Below are 25,629 nucleotides of genomic sequence, written 5' to 3'. Positions count from 1 at the left end.
ATGAGCAGTTTCCAATCGAAATCCGGCAAGGCTTTCCGCCTTTCCGTGCCGCAGCGGCAACCGCTGTTTTCCGGCCGCGTGTGGCTGCTGCTGATCGCGCTGACGGCGATTGTGGCGGTCGGTGTGCCGATCTGCGCGCTGCTGCTGCCCGAAGGGCACCCGCTGCATCTTTCGGCCTACGCGCTGACGCTGATCGGCAAGATCATGTGCTTTGCGCTGGCCGCCATCGCACTAGATCTGGTGTGGGGCTATTGCGGCATCCTGAGCCTTGGGCACGGGCTGTTCTTCGCGCTTGGCGGCTATGCGATGGGCATGTACCTGATGCGCTCGATCGGCCGCGAAGGCGTGTACCAGAGCGATCTGCCCGATTTCATGGTGTTCCTGGACTGGAAGGAACTGCCGTGGTTCTGGCATGGCACCGAACACCTGCCGTATGCGCTGTTGCTGGTGGTGCTGGTGCCGGGCGTACTGGCCTGGCTGTTCGGCTTTTTCGCGTTCCGCTCGCGCATCAAGGGCGTGTACTTGTCGATCATCACGCAGGCGATGACGTACGCCGCCATGCTGCTGTTCTTCCGCAATGAAACGGGATTCGGCGGCAACAACGGCTTCACCGATTTCAAGCGGATCGCCGGCTTTGCAATCGCCGCGCCGCAGACGCGTACCGCGCTGTTTGTGCTGACGTTCCTGGCGCTGGTCGGCGGTTTTATCGCGTGCCGATACATCGTCACGTCAAAGCTCGGACGCGTCGTCACCGCCGTGCGCGACGCCGAAATGCGCGTGATGTTCTCCGGCTACAACCCGCTCGGCTACAAGCTGTTCGTGTGGACGTTCTCGGCGGTGCTGTGCGGCATCGCCGGCGCCCTGTACGTACCCCAGGTCGGCATCATTAATCCCGGCGAGATGTCGCCCGCCAACTCGATCGAAATGGCGGTCTGGGTGGCCGTGGGCGGCCGCGGCACGCTGATTGGCCCGATCGTCGGCGCGTTCCTGGTCAACGGCGCCAAGACGATGTTCACGGCTTATTTCGCCGAATACTGGCTGTTCCTGCTCGGGGCGATGTTCGTGCTCGTGACGCTGTACTTGCCCGATGGCGTGGTCGGCCTGGTCCGGCGCCTGCGCGGCACGCGCACGCCGGCCGAACGGATCGAGTCGGCCGCCGAAGAACCAGTGGCCGCGCCGCATCAAGGGAGTAACGCATGAACGCCGCGTTGGGAGTGGAGCAGGCTGCAAGCGGCAATGCCACCGGGCTTGGCCGTATTGTCGAGCCTGGCGTGATCGACACCACGCACGGGCCGATTCTCTATGTCGAAGATCTGACTGTGCAGTTCGACGGCTTCCGCGCGCTGAACAAGCTGTCGCTGTCGATCGACCATGGCGAGTTGCGCTGCGTGATCGGACCGAACGGCGCTGGCAAGACGACCATGATGGACGTCATCACCGGCAAGACCGGGCCGCGCAATGCCAACGTCTCCGGCCGCGTGTTCCTGGGGCAAACCATTGACCTGATGCGCATGACGGAGCCGCGCATCGCACAAACAGGCATCGGCCGGAAGTTCCAGAAGCCGACGGTGTTCGAACAGCATGCTGTCTGGGAAAACCTGGAACTGGCGATGAAGGCCGACAAACGCTGGTGGTCGTCGTTGCGCGCGCGGCTGACACAGGAGGGTCATCGACGCATCGAGGAAACCCTGGCGCTGACCGGGCTCGAGGACGAGGCCTACCGGCCGGCCGGATTGCTGTCGCATGGCCAGAAACAGCGGCTCGAAATCGGCATGTTGCTGATGCAGCAGCCGCAACTGCTGCTGCTCGACGAACCGGTCGCGGGCATGACCGACGAAGAGACCATGCAGCTGGCGGCGCTGCTCAACAGCCTGCGCGGCAGCTGCTCGATGATGGTGGTCGAACATGACATGGAATTCGTCGCCGCGCTGGCCGGCGATGCGGGCAAGGTCACGGTGCTGGCCGAAGGCAGCCTGCTGGCCGAAGGCACGCTCGATGCCGTGAAGCGCGATGAACGCGTGATCGAATCCTACCTGGGAAGATAACGATGCTGCAGGTCAATGCACTGAACCAGTTCTACGGCGGTAGCCATATCCTGCGCGATGTGTCTTTTGAAGTGCAGCAGGGCAAGCTGACCACGCTGCTGGGCCGCAACGGCGTGGGCAAGAGCACGCTGCTCAAATGCCTGATGGGCGTGGTGCCCACGCGCAGCGGCCATATCAGCTGGGACGGCAAGGCGCTGGAAAGGAAAGCGCCTTACGAACGGGTCTCGGCAGGGCTCGGTTACGTGCCGCAAGGGCGCGAGATCTTTCCTCGCCTGACCGTCGAGGAAAACCTGCTGATCGGCGCGGCCAGCCGCGGCAAGCCGTCGGGCGTCCCCGACCGTATCTACCAGTTGTTTCCGGTGCTGCGCACGATGCGCCAGCGTCGCGGCGGCGATCTGTCCGGCGGCCAGCAGCAGCAACTGGCGATCGGCCGGGCGCTGATGAGCGAACCGCAACTGCTGATCCTGGACGAGCCGACCGAAGGCATCCAGCCGTCGATCATCCAGGACATCGGGCGCGCGCTGCGCCTGCTGGTCGACGAATTCGGCATGACGGTGCTACTGGTGGAGCAGTACTACGAGTTCGCCCGGCATCTGGCGGACCACTATGTGGTGATGAGCCGCGGCGAGGTGGTGGCCAAGGGCGCCGGCGCCACGATGGAGCAGGATGGCGTGCGGGAGCTGATCGCGGTTTGACGCCGTGGTCCGCGACCGTGTTTTTTTGCCTTTCGGTGCGGCCGGCCGCGCGCTATGATTTGAGCCGTCAACCCAGCGGCGTCGCCGCGCGCCCCGTTCCTGCCTTTATCGATGCGTCATCCGGATTTTCCTTCTTCGCTCGCCATGCCGGTGGCATGGCATGCCAGCCTGCGCCTGCGCTTCGCGCCAAGCGCGGGCCGCACCGCCATGGTGGAACGCCGCCACGAAGGCCCGTTGCGCGTGCAGAAGGCGCTCTACCCTGAAGGGGACATCTGCCATGGCGTCGTGCTGCATCCGCCAGCGGGCGTGGCCGGCGGCGATCTGCTCGATATCGACATTGGCGTGCAGCCCGGCGCCCACGCGGTGCTGGCCACGCCCGGCGCCACCAAGTGGTACAAGTCGCTCGGCCGCGATGCGGCGCAGCACGTGCGCATCGACGTTGCGCAAGATGCGCGGCTGGACTGGCTGCCGCAGGAGAACATCATGTTCGACGATGCGCGCGCGCGCATTTCCACCGATGTCGTGGTGGCGCCCGGCGGTAGCGCAATCGGCTGGGATGCGGTGGTGCTGGGCCGGCTGGCGTCCGGAGAGCAGTGGGCCAGCGGACAGCTTTCGCTCGATACGCGCGTGGCGGGGCCGCAGCGCACCTTGTGGATCGAGCAATCGCATTTCGACGCCGCATCGCCGCTGCGCAGCGCGGTGGCCGGCATGGACGGATTGCCGGTGCTCGGCACGCTGTGGGCAGTCGGGCAGGGCGCCACGCAGGAGTTGGCCGAATCGCTGGCCGAGCGCTTGCCGTATCGCGCCGATCTGCGTGCCGGCGTGACGTGCCTTGCCGCGCCGGACCAGTCGATGCTGTTGTTGCGCGTGCTGGGGCGCGACATGGAAGCGGTGCGGCATTTGCTGGTCGACAGCTGGACCACCCTGCGCATGCCGATCCACGGCGTGCCGGCCCGGCCCCTGCGGCTGTGGGCCACCTGACAAGACATCCCGTACAACCAGGAACCGAATATGGAACTGACTCCGCGCGAGAAGGACAAGCTGTTGATTTTCACCGCCGCGCTGCTGGCCGAGCGCCGCCGCGCGCGCGGGCTAAAGCTCAACTATCCAGAATCCGTGGCGCTGATCACGGCGGCCATCATGGAAGGCGCGCGCGATGGTCGTACCGTGGCCGAATTGATGCACGAAGGCACCACGGTGCTCAAGCGCGAGGACGTCATGGACGGCGTGCCCGAAATGATCCCCGAGATCCAGGTGGAAGCCACCTTTCCGGACGGCACCAAGCTGGTCACCGTGCACCACCCGATCGTCTGATATCGGTACGCCCCGAACAGAATCCAACCTTCAACAATAAGAGGATGAATCCTATGCACCGCATGCTTCGCCTGTTCCCGTCGCGCCTGATGGCCGGCGCCACGTTGTCGCTGGCAACGGCTTCGGCTTTTGCCCATCCGGGCCACGATGGCGCTACCGTCGGTGCCAGCCTGATGGCCGGCCTGGCGCACCCGTTCACCGGCGCCGACCACTTGCTGGCGATGGCCGCGGTCGGGGTCTGGAGCGCGCTGGCCGCCGCCCCGAAAGGCGGCTTCGAGCGCGGCGCTTCGACATGGGATCTGCTGCGCCTGCCGCTGGCGTTCGTCGCGATGATGCTGGTGGGCGCGGCGCTAGGCCTGATGGGTGTTGCGTTGCCGGCCGTGGAACCGATGATCGCCGCATCGCTGCTCGTGATCGGCCTGCTGGTGGCGGCGCGCGCACGACTGTCGGCGCTGGCCGGCATGGCCATCGTGGGCGGCTTCGCGCTGTTCCACGGCTACGCCCATGGCGCGGAACTGCCCGCCACGGCGGGGGCGTTGCCCGGCGTGCTCGCGTATGTCGGCGGGTTTGCCGTCAGCACGATGGTGCTGCACGTCATGGGCATCGGCGCGGGCGCGTTCCTGCGCAGCCGCGCGGGCTGGATCGCGCGTGCGGCCGGCGCCGGCGTGGCGCTCTATGGTGTTGGCCTGCTGATGGCCTGACGGTCATCGATGGAGAGCGCGATGATTCCCGGTGAACTGATGCCGCTGGACGGCGAAATCGAACTCAATGCGGGCCGCCAGACGGTCAGCGTAACCGTGGCCAATACCGGCGATCGTCCGGTCCAGGTGGGTTCGCATTTTCATTTCTATGAAACCAATGCCGCGCTGGACTTCGATCGCGAAGCCACGCGCGGCTTCCGGCTCGATATCGCTGCAGGCACGGCGGTGCGCTTCGAGCCCGGTCAGTCGCGCACGGTGCAACTGGTGGCGCTCGACGGCGATCGCATCGTCTATGGCTTCAACGGCAAGATCATGGGAGCGCTGTGATGAGCGTAAAAATTTCCCGGCAAGCCTATGCCGAAATGTTCGGCCCGACTACCGGCGACCGCCTGCGCCTGGCCGACACCGGCCTGGTGATCGAAGTCGAGAAGGACTTCACGATCTACGGCGAGGAAGTGAAGTTTGGCGGCGGCAAGGTGATCCGCGACGGCATGGGGCAGAGCCAGCGCATGTCGAAGGACTGCGTCGACACGGTGATCACCAACGCGCTGATCATCGATCACTGGGGCATCGTCAAGGCCGATATCGGCATCAAGCATGGCCGCATCGCGGCTATCGGCAAGGCGGGCAATCCGGACATCCAGCCCGGCGTGACGATCATCGTCGGCCCGGGCACCGAAGTGATTGCCGGTGAAGGCATGATCGTTACCGCTGGCGGCATCGACACGCACATCCACTTCATTTGTCCGCAGCAGATCGAAGAAGCGCTGATGAGCGGCGTGACGACGATGATCGGTGGCGGCACCGGGCCCGCCACGGGCACCTTCGCCACCACCGTCACGCCGGGGCCGTGGTACATGGAGCGGATGCTGCAGGCGGCCGACGCCTATCCAATGAATATCGGCTTCCTCGGCAAGGGCAACGCCAGTCAGCCCGCGCCGCTGACCGAGCAGATCGAGGCCGGCGCCATCGGGCTGAAGCTTCACGAGGACTGGGGCACCACGCCGCAGGCCATCGACACCTGTCTGTCCGTGGCTGATGCCACCGATACGCAGGTGGCGATCCACACCGACACGCTCAACGAGGGCGGTTTCGTCGAGGCGACGATTGCCGCATTCAAGGGCCGCACGATCCATACGTATCACACCGAGGGCGCCGGCGGCGGACATGCGCCGGACATCATCAAGGTCTGCGGCGAGGCTAACGTGCTGCCGTCGTCGACCAATCCGACGCGCCCGTACACCGTGAACACGCTGGACGAGCACCTGGACATGCTGATGGTCTGCCATCACCTCGATCCGGCCATCGCCGAGGACATTGCGTTTGCCGAATCGCGCATCCGCCGCGAGACCATCGCGGCCGAGGATATCCTGCATGACCTGGGCGCGTTCTCGATGATATCGAGCGATTCGCAGGCAATGGGACGGGTGGGCGAGGTGATCCTGCGCACTTGGCAGACCGCGCACAAGATGGCCGCGCAGCGCGGCAAGCTGCCCGGTGATCCGAACGATGCGCGCGGCGGCCACGACAATTTCCGCGTCAAACGGTATATCGCCAAATACACGATCAATCCGGCGCTGACCCATGGCATTGCCCATGAAGTGGGGTCGATCGAAGTGGGCAAATGGGCCGACCTCGTGCTGTGGCGCCCGGCGTTTTTCGGCGTAAAGCCTACCATGATCGTCAAGGGCGGCATGATCGCGGCGGCGGCGATGGGCGATCCGAACGCGTCGATACCGACGCCGCAGCCGGTGCACTATCGGCCGATGTTCGCATCGGCCGGCGGCGCGCTGCACAAGTCGTCGCTGACCTTCGTCTCGCAGGCCGCGCTGGCTGCCGACGTGGGCGGCCGCTACGGGCTGGCCAAGACGCTCGCCGCCGTGCATGGCACGCGCACGGTGAGCAAGCGCGACATGGTGCACAATGCCTGGCAACCGCATGTCACGGTGGACCCGGAAACCTACCAGGTGGTGGCCGATGGCCAACTGCTGATGTGCGAGCCCGCAACTGTGCTGCCAATGGCGCAGCGTTACTTCCTGTTCTGAGCCGTGATCCACATCGATAAACACCTGCCCGCCCCACACGGCATTGCGCCCGTGCTGGTGCGCAACGCACCCAAGCTGGTCTTGCCGTTTGGCGAACGCAGCAAGAGCCGCCTGCGCGCCGTGCTCGATAACGGCAACGAGGCGGCCCTATTCCTGCCGCGCGGCACGGTGCTGCGCGGCGGCGATTTGCTGGTGGCGCAGGATGGCACGTTCGTCGAAGTTCACGCCGCGCCTGAATCCGTTTTGCAGGTGTCGTCGACCGATGCCCTGTCGTTGATGCGAGCCGCGTATCACCTTGGCAATCGCCATACCCCGGTGGAAGTCGGGCGCGACTATCTGCGTCTCGAGTACGACCCGGTGCTGGCCGACATGCTCGCCCGGCTAGGCGTGCGGATCGAGCGCGCGGAGTTGCCGTTCGAGCCGGAAGCCGGCGCATATGGCGGCGGGCACAAGCACGGGCACGATGCGACATTCGCCGAGGACTATGCGACGGCGCAGGCCGTGTTCCACGAGCATCACGGCCACGACCATTCGCATGCGCACGACCACAGCCACGGCCACGACCATTCGCACGGGCATGACCATTCGCACGGGCATGACCACGACCACAGCCATCCGCATGATTGCGGGCATGGGCACGGTGCCGATTGCGGACACAAGCACTGAGCGTCCATGACTGCATTGCCGCAACTTGTTTCGCTGTTGCATCTTGCATCGCCCGCGCTGCCGATCGGAGGGTTCAGTTATTCGCAGGGGCTGGAAGCGGCGATTGACTGCGGCCTGGTGCGTGACGCCGCGACCGCCGAGCGCTGGATCCACGACAACCTCAACCATGTGCAGGCGCAGTGCGAGGCGCCAGTCTGGCTGCTGCTGCATCGCGCCTGGCAGGCGCAGGATCGCGCCGCGCTGGAGCGATGGAATGCGTGGTTTCATGTCACGCGCGAAACTTCGGAATTGCGGCTGGAAACCGAGCAGATGGGATGGTCGCTGGCGAAGCTGGTGACGCAAATGGCGTGGGGCGACGACCCCATGCGCGATGCGTTACGCACGATCTCGCCGTTATGTTTGCCTACCGCGTTCACCGCGGCCTGCGTGGCGCTTGGCATCGACGCGCGCGATGGGCTGGCCGCCTACGCCTTCAACTGGGCCGAGAACCAGGTGGCCGCGGCGCTGAAGGCCGTGCCCCTGGGGCAGGTGGCTGGCCAGCAGATCCTGCGCGGCCTGCATCGTGCCGTACTCGACACGGTCGATGAGGCCGAGCGTCGCGCCAACGCCGATCCGCCGCAACTCTCCACGTTTTCGCCGATGCTGGGCTTGCTGTCCGCGCGGCACGAGACGCAATATTCACGCCTTTTCCGCTCCTGAAGCGGTTTGACACGGATCCCAACATGACACGTACCAAAAAGCACCCACCGTTGCGCGTTGGCGTCGGCGGCCCGGTCGGCTCCGGCAAGACCACCTTGCTGGAGATGCTGTGCAAGGCCATGCGCGATCGCTATGACCTGATCGCCATCACCAACGACATCTACACCAAGGAAGACCAGCGCCTGCTGACCATCTCCGGCGCATTGCCGGCCGAGCGCATCATGGGTGTGGAAACGGGCGGCTGTCCGCATACTGCGATTCGCGAAGACGCATCGATCAATCTGGAAGCTGTGGACCGCATGCTGGCGAAGTTTCCCGATGCCGATATCGTCTTTATCGAATCGGGCGGCGACAACCTTGCGGCCACGTTCAGTCCGGAATTGTCGGATCTGACGATTTACGTGATCGACGTGGCGGGCGGCGAGAAGATTCCGCGCAAGGGCGGCCCCGGCATTACCAAATCGGATTTGCTGGTGGTCAACAAGACCGATCTCGCGCCTTACGTCGGTGCGTCGCTCGACATCATGGAAAGCGACACGCGCAAGATGCGCGGCGAGCGCCCGTTCGTGATGGGAAGCGTCAAGTCGGGCCAGGGCCTCGATCAGGTAATCGCCTTCATCGAGCGTCAGGGTATGTTGAACGTCTGAGCGGCGTTCGCGCGGCGGTGGCGCAGAGTGACGCTAAGGCGTCGCTGCCATGGCGCCAGGGGGCGCCGCGCAGCCTAGCGGCTATGCCGGCGCGCGAGTGCGCGCGCCACGCCCGCCACGACATCGCGATCGACATCGTTAAGTTCGGCCATATAGCGTAAGGTGGCCTGCACCGCGGGCGACTGGTGGGCGTCGAACGGTGAACGCATGGCGTCCACGGTGTCACTTTTGTCGTGCTTGCTAAAATCGAGCATCTCCATCGGCGCAACACCGAGGGTATCTGCAAGCGTACATATGTTATAAAGCGCAACATTGCGCGTGCCGCGTTCGATGCCGCTGAGGTACGATCGCGCCAAGCCGCTTTCCAGCGACAGCGCTTCCTGAGACCATCCGCGCTGCTTGCGCAGCCAAGTCAGATGACGGCCGAACAGCTTTAATGGGTCTGCTGTCATATACTGCTTTGTGGATAATAAGTCGCTAAGTCGAGCGAGCCTAAGGGTTTGACCTATCGGTAACGACAACTTATAGTTCGTCGTTCTATCGGTGCCAGATCCTCATCTTAAGGGATGCATCCAGCAAAGGATGCAGCACCAATGGCTGACCGGACGATGCCAAACATCGTGCCGAAACGGGGCTGTTGCGCAAGGGTCGTCGGGCGGAAAACCGCTTCACGCCGCCATTGCGCATTCCGGGACCACTCGCGTCCCATGCTCTGTTTAAAGGGAATGCCATGCAATTTTTCACCTTCTTCGACGCCCGCGTACATCTCGATTTGCCGGGGCCGATGGCCACTGCCGACACCCGCGTCGTATCCCCCTTATGTGTCATTCCGGCAACGGCCGGCCTCGGGCTCGCCTGCCATCACGCGGTTTTGCCCGCGGCACAGCGTTATCCCTTAGCGTTAGCGCAGCAGGCTTCGCCGCAATGGTGGGCTTGCCTCGACGGCGGCGTGCGTGTCATCGCCGACGGCCGCGAGGTCGCGTTGCTGACTGGAGGCGACATCTTTGTCCCCCAGCCGGGTCTGCATATGGAGGTGGAGACAGTGCTCGACAGCGTGCTGGTGAGCACCGTCGCGCAGTCACTAAATGCGCCGTCTCGCGGCGCAGGATTTGGGGAGTTTGCCGCGCTCGATCCGGACGAGGCCAATTGGGGCGAGCGACTGCACGCGTGCGGGCTGGTCTGGGCCGCCTGTCACCACGGCGCATTGTGCCTGCAGTGGCGCAATAAAGATCATCCTGCAGAACTACATACCGATTATCTGCCCCCGGGCACGGCCTTCGCACCGTCGCCCGGCGACGACTATTGCATCGACGCGCTGTCGCCCGCGACGGGGCTGCTCTGTTGCACGCGCCCGCCTGCGGACTGACGCCGGCGCGGGAAGTCCGGCGCGATGACGCGCGCCCGCATGGCGTGTAGCCGGAGCGCGCGGCGCGTCGTCATCTGGCGCGGCCTGATTTCAGCGACGCTGATATTGCGTGGCGCCGAACAGCACTTCGCGCTCGGCGTCGGTGCGCAGCGGCTTGCGCTCCTTGGCCAGAACCTCCACGGCGCGCTTGACCGCCGGACGTTCGGCGATCTCGTTAAACCAGCGCTTCAGGTTGGGGTAGTCGTCGAGTTCCACGCCCTGGTTCTGCCAGCTGCGCAGCCACGGGAACGTCGCCATGTCGGCAATCGAGTAGCTGTCCCCGGCCAGCCACGGATGCGTGGACAGCTGCTTGTCGATCACGCCGTACAGACGCTTCGCTTCATTGGTATAGCGATTGACCGCGTACTCGATTTTCTCGGGCGCATAGATGCGGAAGTGGTGCGCCTGACCCAGCATCGGTCCGACGCCGCCCATCTGAAACATCAGCCACTGCAGCGCGTCATATTTGCCGCGCACGTCCTCGGGCAGAAACTTGCCGGTCTTGCCGGCCAGGTACAACAGGATCGCGCCCGATTCGAACAATGAAATTGGCTTGCCGTCCGGACCGTCGGAGTCGACGATGGCGGGAATCTTGTTGTTGGGACTGATCTTGAGAAACGCTTCGCCGAACTGGTCGCCGGCGCCGATATTGATCGGGTGAACCTTGTACTCGAGTCCGCATTCCTCGAGCATGATATGGACCTTGTGGCCATTGGGAGTGGCCCACGTGTAGACGTCGATCATGAACAACGCTCTCCATGGAAGATTGGCCGGGGCATTAGAGCACAGAAGGAAAAACCCTGCTGGCGGTGGATGAACCGCGCCTCACCCCGTACCCGTATCAGACCCTGATTAGCCCGAAACCAGTCCGAACCAAACAAAAAACCCGACAGTTTTGCTGTCGGGCTTTCTGGTCTGATCTGCCGATTGCCGTGTCAGGCGCGCGCGATCGTTGCGCGCGCAGCCGTCATCACGATCCGCGCGTCACGGGCATCTCGACGCTGTCCGGATTCAGGCTCATGTGCTTGGCCAGTTCCAGCTTGGCGATCGCGTTGCGGTGCACCTCGTCCGGACCATCGGCCAGGCGCAGCGTGCGCTGATGTGCCCACCAGTTGGCCAGCGGGAAGTCGCTCGATACGCCGGCCGCGCCGTGCACCTGGATGGCCCAGTCGATCACCCGCAGTGCCACGTTGGGTGCGACGACCTTGATCATCGCAATCTCGGCCTTGGCCACCTTGTTGCCCACGGTGTCCATCATGTAGGCGGCCTTCAGCGTCAGCAGTCGCGCCATTTCGATATCGCAACGGGCTTCGGCGATGCGTTCCTGCGTCACGCCATGACGGGCGATCTGCTTGCCGAATGCCACACGTTCGAGGCTGCGCTTGCACATCAATTCCAGCGCGCGCTCGGCTACGCCGATACTGCGCATGCAGTGGTGAATGCGGCCCGGGCCCAGGCGGCCTTGGGCGATCTCGAAACCGCGGCCTTCACCCAGCAGGATGTTGGCGGCCGGGACGCGCACGTTCTTGAGTTCGATTTCCATGTGGCCGTGCGGCGCGTCGTCGTAGCCGAACACGGGCAGGAAGCGCTTGATCGTGATGCCCGGCGTATCGGCAGGCACAACGATCATCGACTGTTGCTCATGACGGCCGGCGTCGGGATCGGTCTTGCCCATCACGATGTAAACCTTGCAGCGCGGATCGCCTGCGCCCGACGACCACCACTTGGTGCCGTTGATCACGTAGTGATCGCCATCGCGCTCGATACGGCAGGCGATGTTGGTGGCGTCCGACGACGCCACGGCCGGTTCCGTCATCAGGAAGGCCGAGCGGATCTCGCCGCGCAGCAGCGGTTCCAACCATTGGTCCTTCAGTTCCTCGGTGGCATAGCGCTCCAGCGTTTCCATATTGCCGGTATCGGGCGCCGCGCAGTTGAAGACTTCGGCCGACCAGGGCACCCGGCCCATGATTTCGCACATCGGCGCATATTCCAGGTTCGACAGGCCTTCGGGCGCGCGCTTGGAGCGGGGCAGGAACAGGTTCCACAGCCCGGCTTCGCGCGCCAGCGGCTTCAGTTCCTCGACGACCTTGGTGGGCACCCATGCGTTGCCGGCTTCGCGATTGGCCTGGACTTCGGCGTAGAAGCGCTTTTCGTTGGGATAGATGTGCTGGTCGAAGAACGCCAGCAGCCTGGCCTGCATTTCCTTGACCTTCGGCGAGTACTCGAATTGCATGGGGTCTCCTCGGTTTCCCTTGCGGGCGGGGTAAGTCCGTCCTGGCACGCCTGTGCCGACTGCTGGCTACTCTAGCCCAACCCAGGCAATAAGAAAAATGAATTTTCTGGATTGGCCAGTATCAATATCCTGCATTTTCATGCCAGAATGCGCGGCAGCGGAGGGGCGCCAAGCCGATCCGCGGATCGGCCCTGGCGTCATCCCTAGGATCGACGCCGTCGCGTGAAGTGAAACTATCGAGCAGGAACTTGCGATGCAGCTCAGCCGGATCGACCTCAACCTCTTCGTCGTGTTCGACGCCATCTACAGCGAGGGCAGTATCACCGCCGCGGCGCGACAACTCAACCTGACGCAGCCGGCCGTCAGCCACGCGCTGGGCCGCTTGCGCACGCTGTTCGACGATCCGCTGTTCGAGCGCCGGGGGCAGGGGATGGCACCCACGCCACTGGCGCGGTCGCTGGCCAGCGAAGTGCGCGGTGCGTTGCAATCGTTCGCGCGCACGCTGCAGGACACGCCGCACTTCGATCCTGCCAACACCACTCGGCGCTTCACGATCGGCATGCGCGATGCGCTGGAGTCCACGCTGCTGCCGCCGTTGATGGCACGTGTGACGGCCATGGCGCCGCACGTGGAGATCGCGGCGATCCGGTTTGATCGGCGGGAAATGGAGTCGGAACTTTTGGCGGGCACCATCGATGCCGCCATCGACATCCTGTTGCCGGTGTCACCGGCCATTCATCACAGCGCATTCATGTCGGATCCGATGGTGGTGCTGGCGCGGCGCGATCATCCGCTGGTCAAGAAGGAACTGACGCTCGAACGATATCTGTCGGCCGAGCACGTCCACGTGTCGTCGCGCCGCCGCGGCGCCGGCCTCGAGGATCAGGCGCTGCACCGCATGGGATTGACGCGCCGCGTGCGCCTGCGCTGCCAGCACTATGCGGCCGCCTGCCGCGTGGTCAGCTGTACTGATCTGCTGGCCACGCTGCCGTTGCGCTATGCGCGCATTGCCAATGAACCGTACGCCAACCGGCTGCTGTCGCTGCCATTCAAGGTGCCGTCGCTGGAACTGCATCTGTACTGGCATGCGGGCGGCGAGAACGATGGCGCCAACCGCTGGCTGCGCGAACAGTTGATGGCGGTGATGTCGTCGCTGGGCAATGGCATGTCGGACGTCGCGCAAGCGGAAACCTGAGCGGCGCGCTGGAGCGCTGTGGTCGAACGGCTGTGGATTGCTCTGGAGGGCTTCGGTCCGACGCCGCTCACCGGCAATTTTCCAGCCACCCCCTACCGGCCATCCCCTTTTCCGCTGCGATGGAGTCCGATCGCCGGCCATCCCCTGCCAAGGGCCCGGAGCGATGCCGGTAACCGCCGCCATGCGGAACATTTGCGATTCCGGACGCGCTGATGGTCGCTACAATCGCCACAGCTTCCCCCCAGGAGAGATGGCATGGCAGACGCAGTGGCAGTAATCCCGGCGGTGCGCCGGGCAGATTCCTTGTCGAACCCCGCGCAGACACCGCTTATGTCCGCCACGATGCTGCGCCGCGGCACGCTGGCCGTGGCCGTTGTTTCGCTGCTGGCGGCCTGCGGCACTACGGAAAAGGAGCCCAAGGCCGTGGCAGCGCACGCCACCACGGCAGCGCCCGCAACAGCAGCGATGCCGCCGGCTCCCGAGGTCTCGTCGGGATACCGGCCCGGCATGACCACCACGTTTGCACACAAACATATCGCCGCCGCGGCCAATCCGCTGGCCACCGAAGCTGGCCGCGAGATTCTGCGCGCGGGTGGATCGGCCATCGACGCGGCAATAGCCATGCAGGCGGTGCTGACGCTGGTGGAACCGCAGGCCACTGGCATCGGCGGCGGCGCGTTCATCATGTATTGGGACGGCAAGCGGGTGCAGGCCTATGACGGTCGAGAAACCGCGCCGGCCGGCGCTACCGAAAATCTCTTCATGCGTCCGGACGGCAAGCCGATGGAGTTTTCCGAAGCCCAGATCGGTGGGCGATCGGTCGGCGTGCCGGGGGTGCTGCGCGCTCTCGAAATGGCCCATCGGCAGCATGGGCGCCTGCCGTGGTCGCGGCTGTTTCAGCGGGCGATCGCGCTGGCCGAGGGAGGTTTCCCGATGTCGCAACGGCTTTACACCCAGGTGGCGGCGGACAAGTTCATGGCCGGCTCGCCCGAGATGAGCAGCTACTTCCTCGATGCGCAGGGTAAGGCCAAGCCGGTCGGCACGATCATCAAGAATCCTCAACTGGCGCAGACGCTTCGCGAAATCGCCAGGAAAGGGCCGGATGTGCTGTACAGCGGTCCGATTGCGCGGGACATTGCCGCGAAGGTGAATGCGCACAGCAATCCGGGCAGCCTCTCGACGGCCGACCTCCAGGGTTACAAGGCCAAGGAGCGCGTGCCCGTGTGCACCGACTATAAGCAGTGGAAGGTGTGCGGTATGCCGCCGCCGTCATCGGGCGGCATCGCCATCGCGCAGATCCTGGGTACGCTTGAAGCGCTGGAGAAACGCGACCCACGCTATGCGCTGGCCAGCCTCAAGCCGAGGCAAGTCAATACGCCGGCGCTCATGGAAGCCGATCCGCTGGCGGTGCATGCGATTTCCGAGGCCGACCGCCTGGCCTATGCTGACCGCGGTCTCTACGTGGCGGATGCGGATTTCGTGCCCGTGGATGTCAGCGCGATGGTCAATCCGGCATACCTGAGCGAACGTGCCGCGCTCATCGGTGACAAGAGCATGGGCAAGGCCCAGCCTGGCACGCCGCCTGGCGTGAAGGTGGCGTTCGCGCCGGACCGCTCGCCGCCGCGTATTTCGACGTCACAGATCGTTGCCGTGGACAACCGTGGCGGCGCCGTGTCGATGACCACCACGATCGAATCGTATTTCGGATCGCACATCATGGTGCGCGGCTTCATGCTCAACAACCAACTGACCGATTTCTCGTTCGCGCCAAGCGAGAACGGCAAGCCGGTGGCCAACCGCGTGCAGGCGGGCAAGCGTCCACGTTCGTCGATGGCACCGACGCTGGTGTTCGATCGTCAGAGCGGCAGGCTGGTGGCAGCAGTGGGTTCGCCGGGTGGCTCGCAGATCATCGAGTATGTTTCCAAGACACTGGTCGGCTTGCTGGACTGGGACATGGATGTGCAGCAGGCAGTCGGCATGGCGAATTTTGGCAGTCGCAACGGTCCCACCGAAGTGGAGAAGGGCCTTGTGACCCCTCAACTGGTTGAAGCGCTGAAGCAGCAAGGGCATCAGGTTGCGGAGATCGAGATGACCAGCGGCACGCAGGCCATCATGCGCAAGACTGGCCCTGACGGCAAGAGCGTGTGGGCCGGTGGCGCTGATCCGCGGCGCGAGGGGGTGGCGCTCGGTGAGTAGCACAGGGTGCGAATCCGGTCCTGAATTGTGATTCGCCCGACGAAACCGTTCGGCAATAAAAAACCCCACGCTTTCGCAAGCGTGGGGTGTCAAAAGGCAGTCGATCAACCTGACTCGAACTGCCTGCCAACTAGCATGCCGCGCTAGCTGGCTCTGGGGATCGTTGCGGCGTCCCGTGTTGCGGATTAGCGCGAATACCTCCGTGCCATGCCGCCGTCGTCGACCGGACTGGTGTCCTTCCCGGTCGGGAACTTCTCGGACGGTTTCGGCATGACCGGCACACCGGTGTTGGAACCCGGCGACAGCGTTGGCAGAGTTCTTTCGCCAATCGGCGTAACGTCCTTACCCGCGTTGCCGGTGTTCGGCTTCGGCATGATGGACGGCGCGGTTGACGAGCCAGGCGACAGCACTGGCAGATCCCGCACGCCAATCGTGTCATACGACTTGCCGTTGCCGCCCGGGGTCGGCTGTACCGGCTTATTCAGGCCCGAGGACGTGTCCACGGGCGCCCACTTCTTCGGCGCTGCCGGCGGCGTAACCGGCGGCGTCGGCAGCGGCTGGGCCGTGTCAGGTCTAACCGGCTTTACGATCTCCGACGTACCGTTGTGCGTCGGGGTAATCGTATGCTCCGGCGTGACGGATGTCCCCCGGTCGTTGGGCACCGGCTTGATCGGGGCCTCCGGCGTGAGGGGCCGCGGTTCTGGCGTTGGCTTATGGTCCGGCGTCGGCTTGTGGTCCGGCGTCACTGGATGGTCCGGCGTCACTGGATGATCCGGCGCCGGCGTATGGTCCGGCGTCACCGGATGATGCGGCGCATCGGGCGTATCGGGGCGGGTGTGCGGCGCATCCGGGGTGTCCGCCGGACGCCAGTTCGGGGTGTCCACGTCGGGCAGAGGCCGGTACGTACCACCATCGGGCGTATTCCCGTCCATGTCGTACTTGCCCTTTTTCGTCGCAGCATCCGCCAGGTCGCCGATACCAACCGTGAACGAGATGCTGTTGCCAGCTATGACTTCGTCGCGGATAACTTCCGTTGCCTTGGACGCATCGCGGTTGAGGTCCCCATTGATCTGAGTGCCCTCGCTCATCTCGAAACCGGCGATGGTTGCATTGCGGTCGGTCTGCTTGTGCACTTCTTCCACGGTGCTGCCGTATCCGCTGATCGAGCCCACTGAAGTCATTCCGACGCCGCCGCCGCCACCACCGTAACCGCCATCCTGTTCGATGGTGTCGGATACGGTTTTCGCGTTGATCTCGCCGCCGACATCGAGCTTGCCCTTGCCGCTTTCCGAGACCAATTTACCGCCGGCCAGGTTGACGTCACCGCCGACTGTGGCCTCGACACTGTCTTTGGCAACGATTCCCGCCTGCGCTGCCGATGTGCGCTCGTCCCGATACTCCGATCCGCCGCCGGCGCTTGCCCCTACCGTTGGCATGATGATGCCATTGGTCGTAACCGCCGCGCCGACGGAGAAGCTCCAATTCGCATTCGAACGATCGTTGTCCACGGTGTCCTGCACGGTCTCGATATTGAGATCCCCGCCGACATCGAGCTTGGCGGTATTCGTGTTGACGGTGGTGCCAGCCAGCGTGGCATCGCCCCCGGTCTTCATCGAGAACTCCTTGGAGTCGATGGTCGACGTGGTGTTCTTCGTGCTGGACTCGCTGGACTGGTCGTGCGATCCACTGACGTCGATCGACACACCGACGCCGCACCCACCGATTGCCGAGCAGGAAGCGCCCTCGCTGATGCCGGCCTTGTACGAGTCCGTCGAGGTGTTGGTTTCCGACCAGGCCTTGGCGGTCTCGATAGAGATGTCGTTGCCGGCTTCCAGAGAAACGTTGTCAGCCTTCATCTTGACACCGGCCAGATCGATATCGTCCTTGGCCGTCATCGAGATGGACCCGGCGTCGAGGGTGTTGACGTTCTGGGAGCGCTCCTTCGTATTGCTATTGGTGGTCGACGTTTCGATGCCAAAACTGACCGAGGTGCCCGCCAGATCGTTGAAAACGAGATTGGAAACGTCGCCGGCCACCTGCATCGCGGTCATGCCACCATCGACGTTGCCGTCCATTCCACCATTAATGCCGAGATCGGTGTACTTGTTGAGCGTATCGGCGATAGCGCTGTGACCTTCAACCTTGACGCCGATAAACGACTCGGTCTTCGAGTACGTGGAGTCCTTCTTGTCCTCGTACTTGGTGGTTTGAATCGTGTCAGCGGCAATCGACAGCGCACCAGGCGTCTTGATGTCGGCGCCGCCAAAATCGACCGTGCCGGCGCTCATGTCCAGTCCGCCGCTGCCAAAGTTCAACTGCGCGTTCTTGTTGGTCAGCGATTGCTCAGTCGAAGTCTCCGTGATTTTGCTCAGGCCGAACTCCGCGCCTATTGTGTCGTTCATGTTCGCCTTGCCCGGACGGCGTGCGTCCGTGGCATTCGACGCCTGGTTGGTTTGCCGACTGGTCGGGTCATTGAGGCCCGCTTCCGCATAGCCGCCCGATATCACGCCGGCCCCCGCGCTGGCAGTATGGCCCGCCATGGACACATGGCCGCCCAACGAGAGCTCCTGCATTTCCATATGCTCGTAGCTATAGTCGTAGTCGGTACTGGTCTTGATATCGAGTTTGTTGCCGGCCTCCATCTTGCCGCTCTCGCCCGAATATTTGCCGCCTTCCAGGACGATGTCCTCGGCAGCCTTCATGCCCAACCCTTCGCCAGCCTTGATCGTACTGCCAATGCCGTCAGCACTTGAAGACTTTGTCTCCGTGGACTTGTAGTTCAGCCCACCACCTTGGTAGATGTGACTGAAATCCGCATCCATCTCGTGCATCTCGTTGGACTGGATAGAGCCGCTTGTCGCCTCGATGGCCACGTTTTTCTTGGCATCGATAGTGGCGCTGTTCAGCGTGACATCCTTCCCCTTGATCTGGATGTTGCCGCCGGCGCTGATGCTGTCGGCAAATTCATGGATCCGGTGCTTGCCGTCGGCGTCGTAGCCCACGCTGGCGCTGATGTCCACGGAGCCGTTGTCGGCCTTCATGAACACGTCCTGGCCCGCGCTGATGTAGGCGCCGTTGTTCTTGATCGAGCCGTTGATGGAATCCAGCGACACACTTCCGCCTGCAGAGATGCCACCGGTCATGCCCGCGCTGACATTGACCAGATCGTCCTTCGCGCGGATGATCACGTCGCCCCCAGCAACGATCGATCCGCTGGCATTGGTCATGCTGTCGGCGTCGATGACGATATGGTCGCCAGCGCTGACGACGGCCGCACCATTGGCTTCGCCATCACGGATCTGTGTCATGGTCGTCTTGGCGAGGTAGACGCGAGGCACCAGCACGGTCTCGCCGTCAACGCTCTCGTTCACGTACCAGATGATGTCCTGGTCGAGCGCCCCGATCTGTTCCTTGCTCAGCGCTTGGCCCACAACCAGGCCGAGGTCGGAGTTGGCTGCGACTTCGCCTGCGTTGTCCATCAACATCTTGACCATGTCGGCGCCCTGCACGTTATCGCGCACAGCGAAGAACGTGCCGACGGCTTCGTTGATCTGACGGCGAATCAGCTCGTTGATGAAGTAATTGTCGCCAATCACATAGGCCGGGACGGTCGAGTCGTAGCCGATCTGGTCGAAGAAGTAGTCAGTGCCATAGAACTTGCTTTGGTCCATGAACTCCAAGGCGGTCTCATACATTGGCACAACCTTCGGGCCCGTGCTCCTGGGGACCTCGTCGCCCTGCGCCAAGCCCAGCGTGTAACCGCGGGCACGTTCGCCGGTGGGGGTGTCGATGCCCTCCGTGGTAGGTGCGTCCACGTTGGCCTGGTTGGACTTTTCTTTTGTCTCGCCTTTCTTGCGCCAGTCGGAAGAGGTGTTGAACATGCCCTTCACGCTGATCAGGTCCTGAAGGGTAGGCAGCGTGCTGATGCCCATTTCCAGTTCCTCGAACTTCTTGATGTTGACGGATACGTCGTACGCCGGGGTAACGGCATCCACCTTCTGGTCGCCGATGTTGACCGTGATGGTCTTGTTCTCTTGCTTTACGCCGCCGATGCCGTTGGAGAAACTTCCACCTTCTTGAACGATGCTGCCGCCGGCAGAGATCGCGCCCTTTTCCTGAGGCAGGAAGTACTGCTTCATCTGCTTCAGTTCTGCGTTGTCGTTCTTTTTCAACTCCGCCCAACGCGCCTGCATATCGGCTTCCTCCATGGCTTTCCATGTGGGGCCGAAAAGCGTGGACATGATCAGGGTGATCTGGGCGCCGTCCATATCCTTTAGCGCCTTCTGCGGCTGTCCTTTGTCGCGTTTTCCGTCAATGTCGTCGCCCATGACGAAGGGGCCCTTGCACATTGAGGGACTTACGTCGCAAACACTGGCCTTACCGTAAAACCAATCGAGCAAGCCGTAGAGATTAGGGATGGCGACCGGATCGTTCCAGTAGGTCCACAGGTAAACGGCATCGCCGGGGAGCGGCTGGGTTACGTAGTCATAGAGGTTGACGGATGAATATTTTGGCTGATTGGTGACGTCCCCGCGGATAAACATGTTCTTACCCGAAGCGATAATGCCACCCTCGTTCAACAGCGAAGGTTTCGAGTTGGGAAAATCCCTGTTCTGATTGATAAACATGTTACCGCCAGCCGAAATTTCGGCCGTCTTGTCGAGCGCAATATCCGACGTGAAGGTGGGCAAATCGATCCACAACTTAAATTCGGTCGTTGAGGTAAAATCGCGCCGTTCCCTGTTATATCCGTACTCGTGGACATAGGGGCCTTCGGTAATGTCGCCACCGGAATATGCGCTCCGGTTCTCAATACGTTTCGCATCGAGCGCCATATCGTTCTCGCTGCGGATCGTTCCGGCCTCGTTGATGATGGATTCCGTTGCCTTCAGGAACATATTGCCCTGGCTCAGGATATTGCCGTTGCGCTTGTTATAGATCGACCCATTGGTGGCGTCGAGCGACACCTCCTGCATACCCCAGATCAGGCTGTTGGCGTAGTTGTAGATGCTGTCGCCCGTCAGGTAAACGCCCCCGAGGCTAATCATCGCGCCGTTGTTGTAAATATTGCCATCCGATTTCAACGAGATGGAACCGTAGTTCTCAACCTTGTCTTCCACGAAGATGTTGCCGCTGCTATGCACATCCAGCGTACCGTTCGAAGTCATCGCGCCGGCATTTCCGTCATCGCCGCCGAATACCAGCGAATCCTGGGTCTTGAGCTTCAGGTTCCTACCGGCAACGATACTGCCTTCCTGGTTGAGGAACGCCTGGGTTTGGATGTTGGCGTCTCGATTGGCCTCCACATTGCCGTACTTGTTGTCGAAGGTGTTCGTGGTCACGTTCATGCTGTTGGCCGCAATCACGCCGCGATTGGTGAGGCGGCTCGCTTTGACCGTCAGTTGCCCATCGGTTGCAATCGCAGCACCGGTTCCATTCGACACGGAGTTCGCATCGATATTGATTTCGTTCGTTGCTGCGATCTGGCTATTGCCCTTGGTCGTCACCGTTTGAGCGTCGATGTTTACCGCGCCGTCCGAATAGATGTACGACACTGGCACGTCGCTCGCTGCGGTGCCTTCGGGCACCATGTCGCCAACGTTCGACACAGTGTCCGCAATGAGGTCGACGCTGTTTGCGCCGTAAAGCATCGATCCGTCGCTGTTGTCGATGCGAGTTGCCGCAGCTTGGACGCCGCTGTCATCCGCGAGTCCTTCTACCCGGAGTGCATCGCCACTTTGGATGTTGCTTTGTTCTGCGTTGCGCAGACGTTCGGTAGCGATGGTGAGGCGCTCGGCGGCCTGGATCAGCGACGTGCCTGTATTGATGACGTCCGCCGCCGCAATGTCAATCGTTCCATCGCCGAGGATGTTGCTATTGCCGGAATTGGTCAGGGATTGTGCTTCAATCGAAATTCCTGAAATACCCTGAATGGCAGCGCCACCATTGTTTGTAATGGTGTTCGCATTCAGCGCGGTCGTGTCGCCGGAGATTATGCCTTCTCCGGTGTTGTCGATGCTGTCAGCGGTAATGCCAAGGTCGGTTTTGGCGACCAGAGACGCGCCGCCGCCGTTCTTGACGGTCGCGGCGTCGATATCGAGTGAGCCACCTGCGCCGATGCTACCGCCGTCCGCGTTGTCAAGACTCCCACCAACGGCAATGCTTGAGTTGCCTGCGGCGTAAATTTTCGCGCTGGTATTTTCGAGGCGGTTCAATGCGGCGATATTGATGTCGCCGGCAGAGGTGGTGATCGTCGCTCCCGAGGCATTGGACAATACGTCCATGTCGCGAATATTGACCGACGCACCTTGAATCCACGCATCGTCATGGTTGACAAGCTTATTGGTGTCATGGATCGACAGCGCGCCGCCGGATATCAGCATACCGGCGTTGTCCAGCTCATCCGACGCCTGCAAGGTCACGTCGCCATTGGCCAAAACCATGCCGGTGTTGACCAGATTTTCTGTTGAGGCTGTGATCGCGCCGTTCGAGATAATGCCGCCTGCGTTCTCCAACTGGCCGGCGTCGATGGCGATGTCGCCTCCGCCGCCGATGTAGCCATCGTTCTCGAAGGTAGTTGCCTTCGCAACGATGGAGCCGCCCGAGTTAATCATGCCGCTGTTGTTCAGCAACTGCGCGACATCGATTTCCAGCGTGCCGTCACCGGTGATCAGGGCGCCACCGGTGGACTGCATGTTGTCCGCGGTGATAACCATATTGCCGCTCGATGCGGAGACCTGAGCGTTCGAGACCGCCCGCGCACCTTGAATCGGCTCACCATCCTGGCCGTAGACCACGTAGTTGCCTTGGACCAGCCGGATCTCCGCGCCTTCGATCGGGTCGCCCAGCATGTTGACGGCAAAGAGCTCGCCTTCGATCGTGTAGTCGCCGACGTTGATCCGAATTGCCGGAATGGACGTGTTGGCCGCGCTATTCAATGCGAACATGTTGGCCGCATGCTGGAGCAGCGACGACGCATCGATAGTGATGACGCCAGATTGGCTCATTACATCGGCGTGCACGCCGATTTTCTCGAGTGCCTTCAGCGAAATGTCGCCTAGAGCGGCCAGCGCAACACCGTCGCTCTTTTCGCTGCCGGCGAGGTTGATGTTGCGCCCAGAGATGTTGATGTTGCTCTCGCCGAGGACGCCGGTATTCAGCTCCACGTTATCGGCGGCCTGCAGCGTGATGTTGCCGTGAGCAGCGAGGCCCGTGCCGTCGCTGTCGGCCGATTCCGTGATAGAAATGTTGCGCCCTGAAATGTCTAGCGCCCCGTTGTTGCTGACGATGTCGGCGCGCACGCCAACGTCCCCGGTAGCATTGATCGCGATGTCGCCCTGACCAATCAGCACCTTGCCCTTTGTGCGATCCGAGCCTGCCAGTTCAATGTTCCGCCCCGAGATGTCGATTCCACCGTTGTCGCTGTACACGCCGGTGTTGACCGTGACGTCGTCAGTCGCGCTCAAGGTGATATCGCCGGAGCCGAACACGCTGAAGTTGTTGCTCTTCTCCGTACCACTGATTGAGATGCTCTGTCCGGAAATGTCGATATTGCCGTCTTCGCTCTGCACACCTGCCTGAATATTCACGGCACCGGTCGAATCGATCTTGATGTCGCCCGCGCCGGCCACACCCAGCCCGTTGCTGAACTCGGATTCGGTGATGGCCACATCGCCGCCCGAAACTGCAATACCGCTGCCTTGGCTGATGACATCGCTATGGATGTTCATCTTGTCAAGCGCGTCGAGGGAGATGTCGCCTTGCGCCAGCATCGAAACGCCCGAGTTCTTCGAGCCGTTCAAAGTGACATTGCGACCGCTGACGTCGATGCCGCCGTTCGAGCTGTAAACGCCGGTGTCCACATTGATGGATTCCGAAGCAGTCAGGGCGATATTGTCACGGCCCCTGAGACCATAGCCGTCGCCATAGCTTTTATCGGATTCCGTAATGGCAATGTTTGCACCCGAGATATCGATGCCGCCCTGCACGCTGTTGATGTCTGCATGCACGGCGACATCGTTTTTAGCGTCGAGTGAGACGTCGCCCAGGCCCTGCAAGCCGTACCCCAGGCTGTAGTCGGATTCGCCGACGGTGATGTTGTCGGCAGCCATAGAGATGGCGCCATCCGTGGTGAGGACGCCGGTGGTCACGTCGATGGAGTCCGCCGCCGTCAGCGAGATGTCGTCCTTGCTGTACAGGCCGATCCCTTGACCCTTTTCGGAACTACCGATCGTAATGTCGCGGCCGGAAACTGCGATCGAGCCTGCGTCGCTCGAGACCGTTGCGTGCATGTCGACCGCACCCGTTGCGTCGATCTTCACATCGCCGACGCTGGCCATGCCGATACCCGCGCCGAATGCCGATTCCGCAATGTTGACGTCTGTCGCGGTGATGCCGATGGCGCCAGCCTTGCTCAGGACGTCGCCTTGTACGTTCATCTTTTCCAGGGCATTGAGCGAGATGTCGCCTTTGCCGATCACGGCGGCGCCGTCGCTCTTTTCTGTTCCGGCGACGCTCACATTGCGACCGCTGATGCCAATGGCGCCGGCTTCGCTGAGGATGCCGGTGCGCACGTCGACGGTATCGGCTGCCTGAAGCGTGACGTTGCCGTGCCCGGCAACGCCGGCGCCGCCGCCTTGCTGCGATTCAGTGACGATGATATTGCGGCCGGCAACAGCGACGTCGCCGCCAAACGCAACAACATCTGCCTGCAGGCCCACGGTTTCTTCACCGTGGATATTGATGCCACCCTGGCTGTAGAGGCCCAGCCCGTTGCTGTTTTCCGAGCCGGTGACCGTCACATTGCGACCGTCGAGATCGATGTTGCCTTTGTTGCTCTGGGCCGCGCCGATCTGGAGGTCGCCAGCGGCGCTGATGCGAAGATCCTGTTCGCTGATGATATTGCCCTGGTGGCGTACGCCAGCGCCACTATCCGTGGCGACCAGTTCGATGCGGCCGCCGTACATGGAGCCGAGCTGACTGCCGTCGATGGCGATGCCTTGATTGGTTGCGCCAGCAACAGCTTGATGCGTGCGGGTTTCCGGATTGAATTCGGTGGCGCCTGCGACCACCTTCACATCGGCGCTGCCGTTGACTTCACCGTTCAACTGAACGGTGCGGCTGACGATGTCGAAGTGGGTAAGGCCATCGGTCGACAGACCGGCACCGTCGATGCTGACATTGCCGCGATCCACGCCCAGCCGGACGCTGCCGTCGGCCTGTTCGAGCACGCGGCCGGTGCTTAGCGTCAGGCTGTTGGTGTTGACGGTGCTGACGCCGTTGACCGAAATGCCGTTCGGGTTGGCGATGATCACGTCGGCTTTGCGGCCGAACACTTCCATCGCGCCGTTCAGCGAGCTTCGGCCGTTGCCGGTGACTTCACCGATAATTGCGCGCGCTTCGTTGGACAGCCCCGCGTTCTTCATGGCCTGGCCGCCGATAGCGGAAATGCCGTCCTTCATGCTGTTGTTGAACACAACACCATTCGGTCCGACATTGAATTGCTGGAACTTGTTGTGCGAGATGCCGCGCGCATTGGGATCGACGATATTCACCAGCGGCGTGCCGTTGGCCGTCTGGTTCATCGATGGGCGACGCTCGGCGTTGGCATCCGGCGTGATCTGTGCCCCCGAAAGGATAGGCATCATGCCGATGATTGCAGCGCAAAGCGGCCGCAGGCTCGATGGACGCTGCGTCACAAGTGTTTCAGCGCTGCCGCCCCTGGCACGTATGCCGGCAATTCGTTTCTTTTGACTTGCTTTCATCATTTCTACCTGTTGCTATGAAAT

18 protein-coding genes are annotated in these 25,629 nt (G+C 62.6%); 14 read left to right on the top strand and 4 right to left on the bottom strand.

Annotation, left to right across the window (positions count from 1 at the left end; translation table 11 throughout):
• From urtC to ureG, 11 genes are all read left to right on the top strand, one after another.
• On the top strand, window positions 1–1,200 hold the full coding sequence (urtC, locus tag AC1RKI_RS11695) for an urea ABC transporter permease subunit UrtC (RefSeq protein ID WP_492795430.1): 1,200 nt from the start codon (window positions 1–3) through the stop codon (window positions 1,198–1,200).
• A complete protein-coding gene (urtD, locus tag AC1RKI_RS11690; RefSeq protein WP_061957834.1) occupies window positions 1,197–2,045 on the top strand; it encodes an urea ABC transporter ATP-binding protein UrtD in 849 nt (282 codons plus the stop codon). The genes urtC and urtD overlap by 4 nt, the downstream gene beginning before the upstream one ends.
• A 2-nt stretch (window positions 2,046–2,047) precedes the next feature.
• The gene (urtE, locus tag AC1RKI_RS11685; RefSeq protein ID WP_492795428.1) at window positions 2,048–2,740 is read left to right on the top strand and encodes an urea ABC transporter ATP-binding subunit UrtE; all 693 of its coding nucleotides are present in this window, start codon (window positions 2,048–2,050) and stop codon (window positions 2,738–2,740) included.
• A gap of 111 nt (window positions 2,741–2,851) precedes the next feature.
• Window positions 2,852–3,721, top strand: a complete 870-nt coding sequence (locus AC1RKI_RS11680) for an urease accessory protein UreD (RefSeq protein ID WP_492795426.1) — start codon at window positions 2,852–2,854, stop codon at window positions 3,719–3,721.
• A 30-nt stretch (window positions 3,722–3,751) separates the two neighbouring features.
• Entirely contained in the window at window positions 3,752–4,054 is a 303-nt protein-coding gene (locus AC1RKI_RS11675; RefSeq protein WP_061957837.1) for an urease subunit gamma, read from the top strand.
• A 53-nt stretch (window positions 4,055–4,107) separates the two neighbouring features.
• The gene (locus AC1RKI_RS11670) at window positions 4,108–4,755 is read left to right on the top strand and encodes a HupE/UreJ family protein (protein ID WP_492795424.1); all 648 of its coding nucleotides are present in this window, start codon (window positions 4,108–4,110) and stop codon (window positions 4,753–4,755) included.
• A gap of 21 nt (window positions 4,756–4,776) precedes the next feature.
• Window positions 4,777–5,082 (top strand): urease subunit beta, encoded by a 306-nt coding sequence (locus AC1RKI_RS11665; RefSeq protein WP_061957839.1) that lies wholly within the window; start codon window positions 4,777–4,779, stop codon window positions 5,080–5,082.
• Complete coding sequence (gene ureC / locus AC1RKI_RS11660; RefSeq protein WP_492795422.1) at window positions 5,082–6,800, top strand: urease subunit alpha; 1,719 nt, start codon at window positions 5,082–5,084, stop codon at window positions 6,798–6,800. The genes AC1RKI_RS11665 and ureC overlap by 1 nt, the downstream gene beginning before the upstream one ends.
• A 3-nt stretch (window positions 6,801–6,803) precedes the next feature.
• Window positions 6,804–7,466, top strand: a complete 663-nt coding sequence (gene ureE, locus AC1RKI_RS11655; RefSeq protein ID WP_490714303.1) for an urease accessory protein UreE — start codon at window positions 6,804–6,806, stop codon at window positions 7,464–7,466.
• 6 nt (window positions 7,467–7,472) lie between these two features.
• A complete protein-coding gene (locus AC1RKI_RS11650) occupies window positions 7,473–8,165 on the top strand; it encodes an urease accessory protein UreF (protein ID WP_061957842.1) in 693 nt (230 codons plus the stop codon).
• A 23-nt stretch (window positions 8,166–8,188) separates the two neighbouring features.
• Complete coding sequence (ureG, locus tag AC1RKI_RS11645; protein WP_061957843.1) at window positions 8,189–8,812, top strand: urease accessory protein UreG; 624 nt, start codon at window positions 8,189–8,191, stop codon at window positions 8,810–8,812.
• Between the two features lie 74 nt (window positions 8,813–8,886).
• Here ureG and AC1RKI_RS11640 read toward each other — a convergent pair whose 3' ends face one another.
• On the bottom strand, window positions 8,887–9,264 hold the full coding sequence (locus AC1RKI_RS11640; protein ID WP_061957844.1) for a helix-turn-helix domain-containing protein: 378 nt from the start codon (window positions 9,262–9,264) through the stop codon (window positions 8,887–8,889).
• A gap of 278 nt (window positions 9,265–9,542) precedes the next feature.
• Between AC1RKI_RS11640 and AC1RKI_RS11635 the strand changes: the two genes are divergently transcribed.
• The gene (locus AC1RKI_RS11635; RefSeq protein ID WP_492795419.1) at window positions 9,543–10,178 is read left to right on the top strand and encodes a hypothetical protein; all 636 of its coding nucleotides are present in this window, start codon (window positions 9,543–9,545) and stop codon (window positions 10,176–10,178) included.
• A 90-nt stretch (window positions 10,179–10,268) separates the two neighbouring features.
• On the opposite strand, the gene AC1RKI_RS11630 is transcribed toward AC1RKI_RS11635, so the two are convergent.
• A complete protein-coding gene (locus AC1RKI_RS11630; protein WP_061957846.1) occupies window positions 10,269–10,961 on the bottom strand; it encodes a glutathione binding-like protein in 693 nt (230 codons plus the stop codon).
• A gap of 226 nt (window positions 10,962–11,187) precedes the next feature.
• Window positions 11,188–12,450 (bottom strand): acyl-CoA dehydrogenase family protein, encoded by a 1,263-nt coding sequence (locus AC1RKI_RS11625; RefSeq protein ID WP_061957847.1) that lies wholly within the window; start codon window positions 12,448–12,450, stop codon window positions 11,188–11,190.
• Between the two features lie 253 nt (window positions 12,451–12,703).
• Here AC1RKI_RS11625 and AC1RKI_RS11620 point away from each other — a divergent pair, with 253 nt between their 5' ends.
• Both AC1RKI_RS11620 and ggt read left to right on the top strand, forming a co-directional pair.
• Window positions 12,704–13,645: a LysR family transcriptional regulator gene (locus AC1RKI_RS11620; protein WP_061957848.1), complete on the top strand. Its 942-nt coding sequence runs from the start codon at window positions 12,704–12,706 to the stop codon at window positions 13,643–13,645.
• A gap of 330 nt (window positions 13,646–13,975) precedes the next feature.
• The gene (ggt, locus tag AC1RKI_RS11615; protein WP_492857563.1) at window positions 13,976–15,841 is read left to right on the top strand and encodes a gamma-glutamyltransferase; all 1,866 of its coding nucleotides are present in this window, start codon (window positions 13,976–13,978) and stop codon (window positions 15,839–15,841) included.
• A gap of 185 nt (window positions 15,842–16,026) precedes the next feature.
• Here the strand turns inward: ggt and AC1RKI_RS11610 are convergent, their stop codons facing one another.
• Window positions 16,027–25,608: a two-partner secretion domain-containing protein gene (locus AC1RKI_RS11610; protein WP_492795417.1), complete on the bottom strand. Its 9,582-nt coding sequence runs from the start codon at window positions 25,606–25,608 to the stop codon at window positions 16,027–16,029.
• Window positions 25,609–25,629: the final 21 nt, after the last annotated feature.

The sequence above is a fragment of the Cupriavidus sp. GW822-FHT06G04 genome (assembly GCF_058799075.1).
The sequence above is the reverse complement of the archived record's forward strand: the minus strand, read 5'-3'. Positions and strand labels throughout refer to the sequence as shown.